The organism is Leeia sp., from assembly GCF_041909055.1.
GTDB classification, from domain to species: Bacteria; Pseudomonadota; Gammaproteobacteria; order Burkholderiales; family Leeiaceae; genus Leeia; species Leeia aquatica.
In genome coordinates this window covers 693,935-710,038 of record NZ_JAYREC010000001.1, presented here as the reverse complement: position 1 = coordinate 710,038, position 16,104 = coordinate 693,935, and the positions used below count along the sequence as shown (strand labels likewise).

At 61.7% G+C, this 16,104-nt stretch carries 19 protein-coding genes; 10 read left to right on the top strand and 9 right to left on the bottom strand.

Annotated features, from left to right (window positions below; genetic code table 11):
* The first annotated feature begins 39 nt into the window (after positions 1-39).
* The 4 genes from pal (at position 40) to queC (ending at position 2,892) form a co-directional block, all read left to right on the top strand.
* Positions 40-570: a peptidoglycan-associated lipoprotein Pal gene (gene pal / locus ACE3O2_RS04040; RefSeq protein WP_374334936.1), complete on the top strand. Its 531-nt coding sequence runs from the start codon at positions 40-42 to the stop codon at positions 568-570.
* Between the two features lie 3 nt (positions 571-573).
* Positions 574-1,368: a tol-pal system protein YbgF gene (gene ybgF, locus ACE3O2_RS04035; RefSeq protein WP_374334934.1), complete on the top strand. Its 795-nt coding sequence runs from the start codon at positions 574-576 to the stop codon at positions 1,366-1,368.
* 150 nt (positions 1,369-1,518) lie between these two features.
* Positions 1,519-2,169, top strand: coding sequence for a 7-carboxy-7-deazaguanine synthase QueE (gene queE, locus ACE3O2_RS04030; RefSeq protein ID WP_374334932.1), 651 nt, complete (start codon positions 1,519-1,521; stop codon positions 2,167-2,169).
* A 27-nt stretch (positions 2,170-2,196) separates the two neighbouring features.
* Positions 2,197-2,892 carry a 7-cyano-7-deazaguanine synthase QueC gene (gene queC / locus ACE3O2_RS04025; protein WP_374334930.1) on the top strand — a complete coding sequence of 232 codons (696 nt, stop codon included), beginning with the start codon at positions 2,197-2,199 and terminating at the stop codon, positions 2,890-2,892.
* Between the two features lie 147 nt (positions 2,893-3,039).
* On the opposite strand, the gene ACE3O2_RS04020 is transcribed toward queC, so the two are convergent.
* From ACE3O2_RS04020 to gpmI, 6 genes are all read right to left on the bottom strand, one after another.
* Positions 3,040-3,834, bottom strand: coding sequence for a ThiF family adenylyltransferase (locus ACE3O2_RS04020; protein WP_374334927.1), 795 nt, complete (start codon positions 3,832-3,834; stop codon positions 3,040-3,042).
* Positions 3,831-4,385 carry a 1,6-anhydro-N-acetylmuramyl-L-alanine amidase AmpD gene (gene ampD / locus ACE3O2_RS04015; protein WP_374334925.1) on the bottom strand — a complete coding sequence of 185 codons (555 nt, stop codon included), beginning with the start codon at positions 4,383-4,385 and terminating at the stop codon, positions 3,831-3,833. The genes ACE3O2_RS04020 and ampD overlap by 4 nt, the downstream gene beginning before the upstream one ends.
* Positions 4,386-4,448: 63 nt before the next feature.
* Entirely contained in the window at positions 4,449-5,222 is a 774-nt protein-coding gene (locus ACE3O2_RS04010; RefSeq protein WP_374334923.1) for a type IV pili methyl-accepting chemotaxis transducer N-terminal domain-containing protein, read from the bottom strand.
* A 94-nt stretch (positions 5,223-5,316) separates the two neighbouring features.
* Positions 5,317-6,720: a S41 family peptidase gene (locus tag ACE3O2_RS04005; protein WP_374334921.1), complete on the bottom strand. Its 1,404-nt coding sequence runs from the start codon at positions 6,718-6,720 to the stop codon at positions 5,317-5,319.
* A gap of 126 nt (positions 6,721-6,846) precedes the next feature.
* A complete protein-coding gene (locus ACE3O2_RS04000; protein WP_374334919.1) occupies positions 6,847-8,199 on the bottom strand; it encodes a murein hydrolase activator EnvC in 1,353 nt (450 codons plus the stop codon).
* Positions 8,190-9,734, bottom strand: coding sequence for a 2,3-bisphosphoglycerate-independent phosphoglycerate mutase (gene gpmI, locus ACE3O2_RS03995; RefSeq protein ID WP_374334917.1), 1,545 nt, complete (start codon positions 9,732-9,734; stop codon positions 8,190-8,192). Before gpmI ends, ACE3O2_RS04000 begins: the two co-directional genes overlap by 10 nt.
* 243 nt (positions 9,735-9,977) lie before the next feature.
* On the opposite strand from gpmI, the gene grxC reads away from it, so the two are divergent.
* The 6 genes from grxC to ushA all read left to right on the top strand — a co-directional run bounded on the left by grxC (position 9,978) and on the right by ushA (position 14,508).
* Positions 9,978-10,232: a glutaredoxin 3 gene (gene grxC, locus ACE3O2_RS03990; RefSeq protein ID WP_168876555.1), complete on the top strand. Its 255-nt coding sequence runs from the start codon at positions 9,978-9,980 to the stop codon at positions 10,230-10,232.
* A 92-nt stretch (positions 10,233-10,324) separates the two neighbouring features.
* Positions 10,325-10,786, top strand: coding sequence for a protein-export chaperone SecB (gene secB, locus ACE3O2_RS03985; RefSeq protein WP_374334914.1), 462 nt, complete (start codon positions 10,325-10,327; stop codon positions 10,784-10,786).
* Positions 10,779-11,228 (top strand): SH3 domain-containing protein, encoded by a 450-nt coding sequence (locus ACE3O2_RS03980; protein ID WP_374334912.1) that lies wholly within the window; start codon positions 10,779-10,781, stop codon positions 11,226-11,228. Before secB ends, ACE3O2_RS03980 begins: the two co-directional genes overlap by 8 nt.
* Positions 11,228-12,241 carry an NAD(P)H-dependent glycerol-3-phosphate dehydrogenase gene (locus ACE3O2_RS03975; RefSeq protein ID WP_374334910.1) on the top strand — a complete coding sequence of 338 codons (1,014 nt, stop codon included), beginning with the start codon at positions 11,228-11,230 and terminating at the stop codon, positions 12,239-12,241. The genes ACE3O2_RS03980 and ACE3O2_RS03975 overlap by 1 nt, the downstream gene beginning before the upstream one ends.
* Positions 12,242-12,316: 75 nt before the next feature.
* Positions 12,317-12,724, top strand: coding sequence for a cytidine deaminase (gene cdd, locus ACE3O2_RS03970; protein ID WP_374334907.1), 408 nt, complete (start codon positions 12,317-12,319; stop codon positions 12,722-12,724).
* 158 nt (positions 12,725-12,882) lie between these two features.
* Positions 12,883-14,508 (top strand): bifunctional UDP-sugar hydrolase/5'-nucleotidase UshA, encoded by a 1,626-nt coding sequence (gene ushA / locus ACE3O2_RS03965; RefSeq protein ID WP_374334905.1) that lies wholly within the window; start codon positions 12,883-12,885, stop codon positions 14,506-14,508.
* A 69-nt stretch (positions 14,509-14,577) separates the two neighbouring features.
* Here ushA and ACE3O2_RS03960 read toward each other — a convergent pair whose 3' ends face one another.
* From ACE3O2_RS03960 to ACE3O2_RS03950, 3 genes are all read right to left on the bottom strand, one after another.
* Positions 14,578-15,042, bottom strand: a complete 465-nt coding sequence (locus ACE3O2_RS03960) for a tRNA (cytidine(34)-2'-O)-methyltransferase (RefSeq protein ID WP_374334903.1) — start codon at positions 15,040-15,042, stop codon at positions 14,578-14,580.
* A 3-nt stretch (positions 15,043-15,045) separates the two neighbouring features.
* Entirely contained in the window at positions 15,046-15,546 is a 501-nt protein-coding gene (locus ACE3O2_RS03955; protein WP_374334901.1) for a cupin domain-containing protein, read from the bottom strand.
* Between the two features lie 74 nt (positions 15,547-15,620).
* The gene (locus ACE3O2_RS03950) at positions 15,621-16,061 is read right to left on the bottom strand and encodes a ComF family protein (RefSeq protein ID WP_374335536.1); all 441 of its coding nucleotides are present in this window, start codon (positions 16,059-16,061) and stop codon (positions 15,621-15,623) included.
* Between the last annotated feature and the right edge of the window lie 43 nt (positions 16,062-16,104).

The window sequence follows — 16,104 nt, the reverse complement described above, 5'->3', positions numbered from 1 at the left end:
CCCGGGCAGCAGCTTGCCCGAACTGACAGGAGCAACGTAATGCAGATCATGAAATTCGCAGGCAGTGTCTTGCTGGCCAGCTTGCTGGTGGCGTGTTCCAGCAGCAATGCGCCGTCCAATGGCGGTGCCCCGGTGGAAAACCGCAATGGCAACGCATCGGACACTACCGGCAAAGTGGATGATGGCAAGATGGCCCAGGTGAACCTGGACAACCAGAACGGCGACAAGATGGGCGCACCCGCTGGCAGCGTGTTCTTCGACTATGACCAGTATTCGGTCAAGGACGAATTCAAGGAGCTGATTGAGGCACATGCTGCCTTTCTGAAGAAAAATGGCGTGCTCAAGCTGCTGGTGCAAGGCAATGCCGATGAGCGTGGCAGCCGGGAGTACAACCTGTCATTGGGGCAGAAGCGGGCCAATGCGGTGAAGGAAGCGCTGGAACTGCTGGGCGCAGATGGCAGCCGCGTTGAGGCCGTCAGTCTGGGTGAAGAAAAGCCGCGTTGTGAAGAAAAAACCGAAGAATGCTACGGCCAGAATCGCCGTGCAGACTTCGTCTACCAAGGACAGTAAACCATGATTGCATGGCCAAGCTATGCCCGGCGTGTGCTGCCGGGCCTGTTGCTGCTGGCATGGGCATTGCCTGGCCAGGCGGGTCTGTTTGACGATGATGAGGCCCGCAAGCAGATTGCCGAACAGAAGGTGGTGATCCAGCAGTTGAGCGACCGCGTCGCCAAGCTGGAGAGCTTGCTGAATAACCAGAAGCTGCTGGAGCTGGCGGCGCGCATTGAACAGCTGAACAGCGAAGTGGCCAAGCTGAGCGGCAAGCTGGAAGAGCAAGCCCATCTGCTGGCGGAGGGTGAAAAGCGGCAGAAGGACCTGTATCTGGATACCGATACCCGCTTGCGCAAGCTGGAGCAGGGCGGGGTTGCCCCCGTTACCACCACGCCCGCGGCAACGACAGCGCCGCAACCGGTGACGGTGAGTGCGGACCCTGCTCAGGAAAATGCAGCCTATGATGCGGGTTTTGCCAAATTCCGTGTCGGGGATTATCCGGGCTCAATCAATCTGTTCTCCGCTTTCCTGAGGAACTATCCCGGCAGCAAGCTGGCCCCCAATGCGCAGTACTGGATTGGCAATGCCTACTCGGCGCAGCGTGATTACAAGCGTGCGGTGGCAGAGCAGCAAAAGCTGATCAGCACTTGGCCTGACAGTGGCAAGGTGCCGGATGCCATGCTGAACATGGCGACTGCCCAGCAGGAGATGGGGGATACGGCAGCGGCACGGCGTACGCTGGAAACCCTGGTGGCCAAGTACCCGCTCAGCAGTGCCGCCGAGCAGGGCAAGAAACGGCTGACCGGTCTGAAGTAAGGGCCAGACTGAGTCCGCTTGGCGGGTGGGGCTTTTCCCAAGCGCCTGTTTTTGCGATAATTTGTTTCCCCGGCAGACCACGAGGTGGTCTGCCGTTGTCTTTTGGGGCTGCGAGTGGCAAGGGGATGCCGCCGTGGCAAGAGGTGCACTATGGCGCGTCCGGATTCCGTACGGCTGACCGAAATTTTCTTCTCCCTGCAAGGGGAATCCAGCCGGGTAGGCCTGCCCACGGTCTTTATCCGTTTGACGGGCTGCCCATTGCGTTGCGGCTATTGCGACAGCGAGTACGCCTTCTACGGTGGCGAAACCTGGCATTTTGACCGTATTCTGGACGAGGTGGCCAAGCACCCGACCCGTACCGTGTGTGTGACGGGCGGTGAGCCGCTGGCGCAGCGCAACTGCCTGCCGTTGCTCACCACACTGTGTGATGCCGGTTACTCGGTGTCGCTGGAAACCAGTGGTGCCATGCCGATTGGTGAGGTCGACCCGCGCGTGTCGCGCATTGTCGATCTGAAAACGCCAGGCTCCGGCGAAGTGGACAAAAACTGCTGGGATAACCTGCCCCTGCTGACAGCGCAGGATGAACTGAAATTTGTGCTGACCAGCGAAGCTGACTACCAGTGGGCGCGGCAGCAGGTGGAGCAGCATCAGCTGGCTGAGCGTTGCCCGGTGCTGTTCTCGCCGGTCTGGCAGGGTGTGTCGCCCACCGACCTGGCGGGCTGGATTGTGCGTGATGGCTTGCCGGTGCGCATGCAGGTGCAATTGCACAAGATTTTATGGGGCGAGAAGCCGGGCGTTTGAGTGCGTCTCGTCTGGAAAGGATGCAGGATGAACCGTAAAGCGGTGGTGTTATTGTCGGGCGGGCTGGATTCCGCCACAGTGCTGGCGATGGTCAAAGCGCAAGGCTTTGAGGTGTATGCGCTCAGTTTTGATTACGGCCAGCGCCACCGCGCCGAGCTGGACGCGGCGGCCAAGGTTGCGCGCGCACTGGGTGCGGCGGATCACCGGGTCGTCAAGCTGGACCTCTCCCTGTTCGGCGGTTCGGCCTTGACCGACACCAGCATCGCCGTGCCGACCGAGGGCAGCAGCGGCATTCCGGTGACCTATGTACCGGCACGCAATACCGTTTTGCTGTCGGTCGCGCTGGCGTGGGCGGAAGTGCTGTACGCCGGGGCCATCGGTATCGGGGTCAATGCGGTGGACTACTCCGGCTACCCGGATTGCCGTCCGGAATACATCGCCGCCTATGAGACGATGGCCAATCTGGCGACCAAGACCGGGGTGGAAGGTGAGCGCCTCCAGCTGCTGACCCCGCTGATTGATCTGCCGAAATCCGACATCATCCGGCAAGGTGTGGCGCTGGGGGTGGATTACAGCCTCACCGTATCGTGCTATCAGGCAGATACGGCGGGCGCAGCCTGCGGCGTGTGCGACAGCTGCCGCATTCGCCATGCGGGCTTTGTGGCGGCTGGCGTGGCCGACCCCACCCGCTATCAGGCCGGGGTGACCCCGGCCGCAAGCTGAGCCTTAGAAGCTGTTTATGGTCTCGCGAGCGAGGGTGAGACAAGGCGAAGACGACTGAGGAAGCGGCGTTTACTGGGTGTACATGAGCATTCCGAAGTGGTTTTCAACGTCGAATCGCAGTCGTGCAGCAGAACCATGAACAGGTTCTTAGCGTTTGCCCTGCAGGCGTTGCAGGGCCAGCGCAGCCAGCCGCAGGCCAACTGTGGCCGTCACCACCACAGCGGAACCATAGCCTGCACAATTGAGCCCTGCGCTCCCATCCACCTCACATTCAGTGGCCTGCTGCAGCGGTTCGGTGGAGTAGACACACATCACGCCCATGCGGCCAGCACCCCCTTTGGCATAGCCGTGCTCACGCCGCAGCAGGGTACGCAGTTTGGCCAGCAGCGGATCTTGCCGGGTGTCGGCCAGATCGCCGTGGGTGATCAGTGCCGGATCCTGTTTCCCACCGGCACCGCCTGATACCAGCAAGGGCAAGCGCTGCTGTCGGCACCAGGCCACCAGCGCCGCCTTGGTGCGCACCTGGTCCATGGCGTCGATCACCAGCTGGGGGCGCCCACCGGGGCCATCCAGCAGCAGCGCGGCCAGATTGTCCGGACTCAAGAAGTCTTCCAACGCGTGCACCCGGCAAGCCGGGTGAATGGCGTGAATGCGTGCCGCCATGGCATCCACCTTGGCTTGGCCGAAGCTGCCCTCCAGCGCGTGAACCTGCCGGTTGGTATTGGAGATGGCCACGTTATCGAGGTCGATCAGCGTCAGCTGGCCGACGCCGCTACGCGCCAGTGCCTCCGCCACCCAGCTACCCACCCCGCCAATACCGATGATGGCAATGTGGGCGCTGGCAAAGGCCTGCTGTGCGGCCTGTCCATAGAGCCGACCGACACCGCCAAAGCGGCGTGTCAGCTGATGCAGGTCTTGATCCACGGTGTCTACGCTGCTCATTGTGCGGCCTGATGCGGCATGTTCAGTTGCTGCCAGTCAAAGCAGGGGCCGGGGTCGGTTTTTCGGCCTGGCGCGATGTCACTATGGCCGGTCACGGCCTGCAGGCTGGGCCATTGCTGTTGCAGGGCCGCCAGCAGGTGATTCAGCTGCTGATATTGCTGTGGGGTAAAGGCTTCGGTATCGCAGCCTTCCAGCTCAATGCCCACTGAAAAATCATTGCATTGCTCCCGCCCTCGCCAGAGGGAGGCACCGGCATGCCAGGCGCGTTTGAGGACCGGCACGAATTGCAGCAACTGACCATCACGGCGGATCAGGAAATGCGCGGACACCCGCAGGGTATGGATGGTGGCGTAGTAGGGGTGCTCATCCGGGTTCAGCTGGTTACTGAACAGCTGCAGGATGCCCGGGCCACCATACTGGTTGGGCGGCAAGCTGATGTTGTGCAGCACGATCAGCGATGGCAGCTCGCCATCCGGACGATCATTGCAATTGGGCGACGGGTGGTGTGTGGCGGGCCGGTACCAGCCCTCAGAATCGAACAGCGCGGTCATGCCCGCGATGATAACGCCAAACCGGCAGCGGGGGAACGCTGCCGGTCGGTACGGGTGCGGGGCTTAGTACAGCTTGCGGTAATCGCCAACGATTTCCTGCATCACCTGGCTGATGCGCTCGGACGTGGTGGCAACGTTTTCCAGCCGGGAGAGGTCCGTGCTGCGCGGCACGGCAATGGCCTTCTCGTAGAAGAACCATTGCCCCTTGGCCAGTTCCAGCTGGCCGCGGATGCGCTGGGTATTTTGCTGCGCGCCGTTGAGTTCGTTCAAGGCGGTGAGAAATTCTGAGCGGGTGATCTGCAAGTCCACCGACGTATTGCGCCCCAGCTGGTTCAACAGGTAGAGCTTGGCCATGCGTTGCGACAGCATGGTCTGGCGCTGCGCCAGATCGACCAGGCGGCCACTCTGGGTGCCGGTTTCGTCTTCCAGGATATTGGTGATTTGCGAGATGGCCAGCGTCAGGTCTTCGCTGAACACGTGCAGGGTATCCGGGTCGGCCAGACCGAGCTGCGGCTTCAGCTCGCTCCAGCGGCGGCTGACCCCGGCGAGCGGGCGCACCAGGCGGGGCAGGGTATTCAGGCGGTTCAGGTCGGCCAGCAGGCTGTCGAACTGGCTGATGCTCTGCGCCATTTCCAGCCGGGTACGGTCTGGCAGGATATTGAGGCGCTGTTGCAGAGCCAGCTTGGCGACGCGCTGCGACAGCATGCGCAACTGCCCGGCTTTGTTGAGGTCACTGGTACCGGCTTGCAGGGTAGCTTCGGCATGTACGCTGGCGACGATGGTCAACACCAGCGCCATCAGCAGGGAAAAGGGGCGGTACAAGGCGAGGCGGGGCATGGCATACTCCGGTGCAATCAAATGATGCACCGCAGTATGCACGCGCCAGGTTACACGCGCGTGTAACCTGGCGGCATATTGCTGTGATATCTGCTTATTTCTTCAGCAGAATCTGCTGTACCTTCAGCACGTTCAAGGCTTGCGTCAGCTGGTAGTCCTTGCGGGTTTCCTGTGCAGCATCTTTTGCCTTGCTGGCTTCAGCGGGGTCGACCGGCTTGGTTGCAGGGTCGGCGCGTGCGCCATTCGGGTTATCCAGATGGTGCTCCAGATCGGCTTCACGAATGCGCAAGGCATTGTTCTCCGCACTGCTGACCGTGGCCTCTTCTGCCTCGACATCCGGCTTGATACCTTGGGCCTGGATCGAGCGGCCATTCGGCGTGAAGTAACGCGCGGTGGTCAGCTTGATGGCGGTGGTCGGGCTCAGCTGCAGCACGGTCTGCACCGAGCCTTTACCGAAGGTCTGGGTACCGACGACAACCGCACGCTTGTGATCCTGCAGTGCACCCGACACGATTTCGGAGGCTGAAGCGGTGCCGCCGTTGACCAGCACCACCAGCGGAACGTCCTTGACTTCCTTCGGTGCCAGCTTGACCGGGTCACCGCTGGCCAGCGTGGCGCGCGGTGCGTAGAACTCACGGCTGGCGTAGTACTTGAACTTGGAATCCTGCGCGCGGCCATCGGTGTACACCACCAGTGCCTTCTCCGGCAGGAACAGCGCCGACACGCCGACGGCGCTGGTCAGCAGGCCACCCGGATCATTGCGCAGGTCCAGCACCAGGCCTTTCAGCGGTGCCTTGTTTTCCTTGTACAGGCTGTCGATGGCCTTGGCGACGTCTTCGGTGCTGCGCTCCTTGAACTGGGTCAGGCGCACATAGCCATAGCCTGCTTCCAGCAAGCGGGATTTGACGCTGGCCACCTTGATCACGGCGCGCTTTAGTGTCAGCACCAGTGGCTTGGTCTCGGTCTTGCGGAAGATGGTCAGCGTGATGCTGGTATCCGGCTTGCCACGCATGCGCTTGACTGCGTCGTCCAGCGTCAGGCCCTTGACCGGGGTATCGTCGATCTTGACGATGAAATCCCCCGCCTTGATGCCAGCGCGGGCGGCAGGCGTATCGTCGATCGGGGAGGTCACGCGGACCAGCCCGTCCTCCATCCCGACTTCCAGCCCGAGGCCGCCGAATTCACCCTTGGTGTCCTCGGTCAGTTCCTTGAAGCCGGTTTCGTCCAGATAGGTCGAGTGCGGGTCCAGCCCGGTCAGCATGCCGTTGATGGCCTCGCGGATCAGCTTCTTGTCTTCTACCGGCTCAACGTAGACATCCTTGATCCGGCTATAGACCTGAACGAACTCCTGCAGCTCGGCCACTGGCAGTACATTGCCCGGCTTGGCAGGCGGGGTGGCCGCCTTGTCGGCGTAGAGGTGGAGGCTGACGCTGGCTGTAATGCCGATACCGGCCCCCAAGAGGACCAGACTGAGTTTCTTGATGGTTTGTTTGGGCATGCCCGCAATTCCTGTGGCGCTGTGCGCCTGATGTTGGATACCACCGGGTATCCGCGCTGTGTATGCTGACACAATCAGGCCGTACCTGCCGTACGGCTGGAACCAGTTGTTCAGTATGACGCAATCTTAGCCGCGTAACCAGCCACTCGGGTCGAAAGCTTTGCCCCGGAAGCGCAGCTCAAAATACAGGCCACTCTTGTCGCTGCCACCCGAATTGCCGGTGCGGGCAATCACCTGCCCGGCATCGACCCGGTCGCCAACCCGGCGCAGCACCGACTCGGTGGAGCCATAAATGCTCATCAGGCCGCCACCATGATCCACAATCACCATATTGCCAAAGCCGCGTAGCCAGTCGGCGTAGACCACCTGGCCCGCCGCCACGCTGCGGATATCGCTGCCTTCGGCCGCCGGGTAAAACCAGCCGCGCCAGGCGACGCCACTGTCGGCCCGGGGTGCACCAAAGCGGTTTGACGGACTGCCGGATACCGGCGTTAGCAGACGGCCTTTCAGATTCTGCGCATTACCGCTGACCTGGGCGCTGTCCACCGGCAGGGTAACCCGGTTGTTGTTCGTCTCCACCGGGGTTGATGTTTCCGGTTTGCCGGGTTTGACCGGGGCCGGTTTACCGTTGGTAGCTGGCTTGCCCCGGTTTGCCTTTTGCTGTGCCAGCAGCCGTGCGCGCTGGGCAGCTTCGGCTTCGGCCTTCAGGCGGGCCTGGCGCTGCCGCTCCTGCTCGGCAACGATGCGGTTGAGCTGTTCCACCAGATTGCCCAAGCGGTTTTCATCGCGCTGCCATTTCTCCATTTGCTGACGTTGGGCCAGCAACTGATTGTCGAGCTGGTTCAGCACATGCTTGCGCTGAGTGCGCTGGTTTTCCAGTGCTTGTTTTTCCTGAATGCGCTGGCTGGCAATGGCTTGCAGGCGTTGCTGATTTTGCTCGATCTGGCTGCGGGTGACCGCCAGGGTCTGCAGATCAGCTTTCAGTATGCTGATCTGCTGTTGATGCGCCTTGGCGATATAGCGCAGGTAGGCCAGATCGCGGCTGGCGGTATTGGGGTCGTCCGCATTGAGTAGCAACTGCAGGGTATCACTGTTGCTGTGGCGGTATTGCGCACGCAGCTTCTGAGCCAGCGCCTGCTTTTGTTGCTGCACCCGCTTGCTCAATTGCTGCTGTTGCTGTCCCAGCTGTTTCAGCTGATCCTCCAGCTGGTCCTGCTCATCTTGCAGGTCAGCCAGGGTGCGATTGGTCTGACTGATGGCCTGTTCCGACTGTTGCAGCGCGTCGCTGGCGTCCTTGCGGGATTGTTCCGAGGCGCTGACGCTACGTTGCAAGGCCTCAATTTTCTGATGCAGCGCGTCCAGCTCGCCCTGGGTATCGTTCAGCTGGCCTTTGACATTGCGCGATGGCGCTACTGGCGCCGCCATGCTGCCCAGGGCGGCCACACACAGCAGGGTGGTCAGTGCCCGTTTCAACGCCATGTGAGCAGACTTTTCCCGGTCATCTCAGCCGGCACCGCCACCCCCATCATGTGCAGCAGGGTCGGCGCGATATCCTGCAAGGCCCCGCCTTCACGTACCTCAGCCGGGCGGCCGATGTAGAGCAGGGGCACCTTGTTCAGGGTGTGCTGGGTATGTTGTTGATGGCTGGCTTCGTCAAACATGTCTTCACAATTGCCATGGTCAGCGGTAATCAGGACTTCGCCACCGGCTTGCTGCATGGCGGCCACCACACGGGCCACGCAAGCGTCGAGGGCTTCCACGGCCTTGACGGCTGCGGCAAAGTTACCTGTGTGTCCGACCATGTCGCCATTGGCATAGTTCACAATGATGGCGTGATATTGCCCGCTGGCAATCGCTTCTTCAATGCGGGCGGTCACTTCCGGGGCGCTCATTTCCGGCTGCAGGTCGTAGGTGGCAACCTTGGGGGAGGGCACCAGCACCCGGTCTTCGCCCGCAAACGGGGTTTCTTCACCACCGGAGAAGAAATAGGTCACATGCGGGTACTTTTCGGTTTCCGCGATGCGCAGCTGACGCAGCTCCAGCGAGGACAGGTATTCGCCCAGCGTATTGCTCAGCCGCACCGGCGGGTAGGCGCAGGGGTTGCTGAAAGCCTCACCGTAGCGGGTCATGCTGGTGTAGCTGGCCAGTCTGGGCCAGACCTTGCGGGCAAACCCACTGAAATCGGGCCAGTGCAAGGCCATGGTCAGCTGGCGGGCGCGGTCGGCGCGGAAGTTGGCAAAAATCACCACATCACCATCACGCATCACACTGGCCTCGCCATTGCCGTCCCGGATCACGGTGGCTTGCACGAACTCGTCGTTCTCATTGCGGGCGTAGGCGGCAGCCAGCGCAGCCTGGGTATTGCTGGCCTCAAAGGGGGCCACGCCTTCGGTCAGCATGCGGTAAGCGGCTTCAACGCGGTCCCAGCGCTGGTCGCGGTCCATCGCATAGTAGCGCCCTACCACCGAGGCAATGCGGGCATGGCCAGCGGTACGGCTGCATGCGTCTTCCAGCCGTGCCAGATAGGTTTCTGCGCTGCGTGGCGGGGTATCCCGGCCATCCAGAAAGGCGTGGATGGCAATCCGGTTGACGCCGGCCTGATGGGCTGCGTCGATCAGGGCAAACAGATGGGTTTCGTGGCTGTGCACACCACCGTCGGAAGCCAGGCCCATCAGGTGCAGCGTGCTTTGCTGACGTGCGGCGAGCTGAATGGCCTCGGCCAGAGCAGGGTTCTGTCCCAGTGTACCCGCTTCGATGTCGACGTCGATGCGGGTAATGTCCTGCCGCACAATGCGACCGGCGCCGATGTTCAGATGCCCCACTTCCGAATTGCCAAACTGGCCATTGGGCAGGCCCACCGCATGTTCGGAGGCATCCAGCGTGCTGTGCGGATATTGCGCCCACAGGCGGTCCCAGTGAGGTTTGTTGGCGTGCAGGATGGCATTGTCCTCCCCCTCGGTGCGATAACCAAAGCCATCCAGAATCAACAGGGCAACAGGGGTAAGGGCAGACATCAGGCTCTCCTGGCAAGCGGGTGCGAACGCCGTGGCGCGGCGAAGGTGGCAGACTAGAAGGTTGATTTTACGCCATTTGCGCATGGCTTCATAGTTTTACTGGCGGGTGGAACTTATTTGTGATAGTTTTTATCTAATTCGTAGCCGGGATGTAATAGGCCCTCTCCATGCATGTCATGCTGGAGCTCGGGCCGCTGCTGTGGCAGCATCTCATCATTCACCGTTTTGCAAGAAAGTTGTCATATGGCTGCCGTTACCATGTATACCACCGCCGTGTGCCCCTACTGCCAGATGGCCAAGCGGCTGCTGGCCAGCAAGGGCGTCACGGCCATTGAAGAAATCCGTGTCGACCAGGACCCGCAGGTGCGCGAGGCGATGATGGCACGTACAGGCCGCCGTACGGTGCCGCAAATCTATATTGGCGAGCAGCATGTCGGTGGTTTTGACGATTTGTCGGCACTGGACCGTGCCGGTAAACTGGATCCGCTGTTAAAATAGGCAGCTGGCATGTTGCGGACCCTGCGCGGGACGCACATACCCGGACCGAGCGTGTTGCCGGGCCGGGTTTTTTTCACTTTGACGAGAACACCATGAGCGAACAACAGGCTGCCGACCAGAACCCAGTATTCAACATCCAGAAGCTGTATGTGAAGGATGCATCGCTGGAAGTGCCGAATGCCCCGCAGATTTTTCTGGAAGAGGGCGAGAACGAGATCGGTATCCAGCTGCACAACGAAGCTCAGCAAATCGGCGAAGGCTTCTTTGAAGTGGTGCTGACGGTCACCGTGACCAACAAGATTGGTGAAAAGACGGTGTTTCTGGCCGAAGTGGCTCAGGCTGGCATTTTCCACATCCTGAACATCCCCGACGACGACATGCCGGGCGTGATCGGCATTCACTGCCCGACCATCCTGTTCCCGTATGTGCGTGAAGTGATCTCCGACCTGACCAACCGCGCGGGCTTCTCGCCGGTGATTCTGCAGCCGGTCAACTTCGAAGCCCTGTTCGTGCAGCGCATGCAAGAGCTGGCCGAGGCACAGGGCAATGCCTGATCGCCGTCTGCTCGCACTGGGCCTGCTGCTGTGGGCCAGTGTGGCATCGGCCACCGAATACCGCTCGGCGTCCAGCCGGGCGGCGGTGCTGTACGATGCCCCGAACGCCAGCGCCCGCAAGCTCTATGTGGTCAATCAAGGTTACCCGGCTGAAGTGCTGATTACGCAGGGCGATTGGGTGAAACTGCGGGATCGCAGCGGCAGCCTGGCCTGGGGACAAAAGTCGGAATGGGGCAGCAAACGTACGGTGCTGGTCAATGTGGCCCAGCTCGACATGCGCAGCAAGCCTGAGGCCGCCGCCAGTGTCGTGGCGCGGGTTAGCCGGGATGTGGTGCTGGAGCTGCTGCCCATGGGTAAAGAAGCCCAGCCAGGCTGGTTGCAGGTGCGCCATCGCGATGGTGTGACCGGCTGGGTGCGCCTGGCTGACGTCTGGGGCGCCTGATGAGCCGTTTACAGATGGGTGTGCTCGGCGCAGGCGCCTGGGGCACGGCGCTGGCCATCGCCTATGCCCGGGATGGGCATCAGGTCACCCTCTGGGCGCGGGATGCCCAGCAGGTTGCGGTGATGCAGGCGAGCCGCAGCAATGCCCGCTATCTGCCGGACGCCGCGTTTCCCGACACACTGAGCGTCACGGATGCGCTGGCCGCTGCGGTCGCCCGGCAAGATCTGCTGCTGCTGGTGACCCCGATCGCCGGTTTGCGCCCGACGCTGCAAGCCTTGAAGGCCCTGTCGCTACCCTTGCCGCCCCTGTTCTGGGCGTGTAAAGGTTTTGAAGCCACTTCTCGCCAGCTACCGCATCGGGTGGTGGCCGAGTTGCTGGGTGAGCATCCGGCCGGTGCGCTGTCCGGCCCCAGTTTTGCCAAGGAAGTGGCTGCCGGTCAGCCGACCGCCATCACGCTGGCCTGCGCCGACAGCGAGCTGGCGGTGCACTGGACGCAAAAACTCAATAGCCAGCGCCTGCGCCTGTACGCCACTGATGACGTGGTGGGCGTGGAGGTCGGGGCGGCGGTGAAGAATGTGATGGCGATTGCCGCAGGCGTCGCCGATGGTTTACAGCTGGGACATAACGCCCGGGCTGCGCTGATTACCCGTGGCCTGGCCGAGATGGCCCGGCTGGCGACCCGCATGGGCGGACGTCCCGAGACCCTGATGGGCCTGGGTGGTCTGGGCGACCTGGTGCTGACCTGCACCGGTGATTTGTCCCGCAACCGCCGCGTAGGCTTGATGCTGGCGCAAGGCCAGTCCTTGCCGGATGTGTTGCAGGCACTGGGGCATGTTGCCGAAGGGGTGCCGACCACCTTTGAGACCGAACGGCTGGCTGCTGCCCTGCAGGTGTCGATGCCGATTACCGCGGCCGTGGGGCAACTGCTGCGAGGTGAAGTCACCGCGCAAGATGCCTTGCTTCGCCTGCTGGCGCGCGAGCCGGTGCTGGAATTGCCACCCGCCCAGGGCTGAGTCGCCCCACATAAGCTGAAAAACATTACCCCCCGTAATCTGTTGGATGCAGCGTGACGCTGCGAGGAGAGCACTATGGACCGCCAGGCACTGGTAGAAGCTGCCCGTCTGGCCCGTGAAGGGGCCTATGTACCGTATTCCCGTTTCCAGGTGGGGGCTGCGTTGCGCACCCATGATGGGCGGGTGTTTACCGGTTGTAACATCGAGAATGCATCCTACCCCTTGTGCAATTGTGCAGAGCGTACCGCCTTGTTCAGCGCCATCGCAGCGGGCATGCGTCCGGGTGAAGTGGCCGAGCTGGCGGTGATCGGCGATACCGAAGGGCCGATCTCACCGTGCGGCGCCTGCCGTCAGGTGATGCTGGAGCTGTGCGCACCGGATACGCCGGTGATCCTGGCCAATCTGGGGGATGCCCGTCTGGTCACCACCGTGGGTGAGCTGTTGCCATTTGGCTTCTCCGGGCGTGATCTGGGCGTGGTGTGATGTTTGACTGCCTTTGTTGACAAAATAAAGTTTCTTTGTTGACATTGTGCAGTGCTACCCCTGTCGGGGTCACCATAACAATGCGGTGCCATGACACCGCGAGCGAGGCCATCGAGGCCTGATGCACCCCATATGCCGCGTAAGAGAGAGGAATCACCATGTCTTTGAAGCCTTTGCTGCTGCCGATGCTGATTGGCGCACTGCTGTCCGGTTGTGCTGCCAACTACCAGCCGGAGAAAACCTATCGTCTGACCATCCTGCATACCAATGACCACCATGGCCGTTTCTGGAAAAACGGTGATGGCGAGTACGGCATGGCGGCCCGCAAGACCGTGATCGACCAGATCCGCGCCGATGTGAAGGCGCAAGGCGGTTACTCGCTGCTGCTGGACGGGGGCGATGTCAACACCGGCGTACCGGAATCCGACATGCAGGACGCCGAGCCAGATTTCAAAGGCATGGCCAAACTGGGCTATGACGCCATGGCTGTCGGTAACCACGAGTTCGACAATCCGTGGTCGGTGCTGAGCAAGCAGCGTGACTGGATCAACTTCCCAATGCTGTCCGCCAACATCTACAAGGATGGCCAGCGCCTGTTCAAGCCCTATCAGGTCTTCAACCTGGATGGCCTCAAGGTGGCCGTGGTGGGCCTGACGACGGACGATACCGCCAAGATGGTGGACCCGGCCAATGTGCAGGGTGTTACCTTCCGCAAACCCGCCGAGGAAGCGGCGGCGCTGATGCCGGAGCTGCGTGGCCAGGCCAATATCGTGATTGCAGCCACCCACATGGGCCATTACACCAATGGCGCACGTGGCGTGAATGCCGAGGGTGACGTGGAGATGGCACGTCAGGTCAAGGGTTTTGACCTGATCGTGGGTGGCCACAGCCAGAATCCGGTGTGCATGAAGGCGGAAAATGTGCGTAACGATGCCTATGTACCGGGCACCGAGTGTGCGCCGGACCGTCAGAATGGCGCCTGGATCGTGCAGGCCCACGAATGGGGCAAGTATGTGGGCCGGGCGGACTTCGAATACCGCAATGGTGAGATGAAGCTGGTCAAATACACCCTGGTGCCGATCAACCTGAAGAAGACGGTCAAGGGCGACGACGGCAAGGACAAAAAGGTCTTCTACACCAGCGAGATCAAGGAAGATGCCGACATGCTCAAGTTCCTGACTCCGTATCAGGAAAAGGGCCGTGTCGCGCTGGATGTGCTGGTCGGTGAGTCCGACGGCAAGCTGGAAGGCGACCGCAACGTGGTGCGCAAGGAGCCGACCAATCTGGGCGTGTTCATTGCTACCGCCATGATGCAAAAATCGAAGGCTGACTTTGCACTGATGAACGCCGGGGGTATTCGTGATTCCATGCCGGCAGGCAAGCTGACCTACAAAGATGTGCTGAAGGTGCATCCGTTCGGCAACATGCTGGTCTATGTGGATCTCACCGGCAAGGAAGTGCTGGACTACCTGAACGCGGCCGCCAAGATGACCGCAGGTTCCGGTGCCTTCCCGCAGTTTGCTGGTATCCGTCTGGAGATTGAAGGCGGTGCAGTCAAGTCGGCCAGTATCGGTGGCAAGCCGTTGGACCCGGCCAAGACCTACCGCATGGCGCTGAACAACTTCACCGCCGCGGGTGGCGATGGTTATCCGAAGCTGAGCACCCATCCGGGCTATGTCAATACCGGGTATGTGGATGCGGACGTGCTGCGCGAGTTTGTGGCGGCACAAAAACCGGTGAAAACCGCGCAATATGCGCCGGGTGACGCGGTGACCCGTAAGTAAGACCATGCAGTAGCAAACAAAAAAGCAGGCCGGGTGCCTGCTTTTTTGTTGCCTGCACGTTGGGACGGATCAGCGGTGACCGCCGAAATCGTGCTGCCGCCAAGCCTCGAACACCGTGATCGCCACGGTGTTGGACAGGTTCATGCTGCGGCTGGTCGGCAGCATCGGCAAGCGCAGGCGCTCAGCCGGGGCAAACTCCTGCAGCAGTTCGGCAGGCAGGCCACGGGTTTCCGGGCCGAACACGAATACATCTTCCGGCTGGAACGCGACTTCACTGAAGCAATGACTGCCCTTGGTGGTGAAGGCAAAGCACCGCCGCTCGCCTAATGCCGCCTTGCAGCTCGCCCAGTTCGGGTGCACCTGCATGCGGGCGTATTCATGGTAGTCCAGCCCGGCACGGCGTAGCTTGGCGTCTTCCAGCGGGAAACCCAGCGGCTCGACCAGATGCAGCTGACAGCCGGTATTGGCGGCCAGCCGGATCACATTGCCGGTATTCGGTGGAATTTCAGGGTTGAACAGGACAATATGGAACATGCCTTAATCCACCGGGTTGGCGCGCAGGGCATCCGGCAGCCCATCGTGGGGGCCCTGCGGACGGGCGGGGGGCGTCCAGTGGCGCTCGCCAATGGTCTGGTTGTAGTCCGGGTGTAGCGGGTAATGCACCCGACAGCCAGGTACTTTTTCGCCGACTACCAGCAGCGTCACCATCTCGTCGGTGTTGTTAATGAACGTGTGTGCCAGCCCGGTGCCCGCCGGGAAGCCCACCGCCTCGCCCGGCTGCAGCCGGTACAGCTCGCCATCCAGCCAGACATCGGGCGTGCCGCTCAGCACATAAACGAATTCTTCCTCATCAGCCTCGGCGTGCGGTCGTGAGGTACGACGGCCGGGCGGCAGCAGCTCGTGATGGATGCCCAGCCGCTGCAGGCCGAAATGCTGGCCGAAGTTGGCGCCAATGCCATGCAGCTCGCGGCTGCCGGGATAGCTGCTGTCATCCGCATCGCGAATCGTGTCGGGCTGGATGATGGCGGGGTGGCTCATGTGCGGTACTCCTGAATCAGTCAAAGCAGCGGCCTGCCATCGTGGCATCCGCCTGGAAATCATGCTGGGGGTGCTTACAAGGCGCGGGCCAGTACCCAGCCCTCGACCTGACGTGCGCCTGCACGCAGTAGTGCCCGGCTGGCGGTGTCCAGCGTGCTGCCAGTGGTCATCACGTCGTCGACCAATACCACACAGCGCCCGGCCACTTGGCTGCTGTCCACGCGAAAAGCCCCTTTGAGGTTACGTTGCCGCTCCTGGCGTGACAAGCCTTGCTGCTGTGGCGTGTCGTGTTCCCGTTGCAAGGCGGTCAAGCTACTGGGCAGCTGCATGGTACGCGCCAGATGGCGCGTGAGCAGGGCGGCCTGATTATAGCCTCGCTCGCGCAAACGGTGTGGATGCAGCGGGATGGGCAACAGCAGGGTACCCGCAGGCCAGTCCGGTACGTCCTCCAGCATCAACCGGGCCAACAGGCGGGCATCCGCCCAGCGCTGGCGGTATTTGAAGCGATGGATCAAGGCACTCAGCGGTGCGTCAAAATGATAGCTGGCATGGATTTGC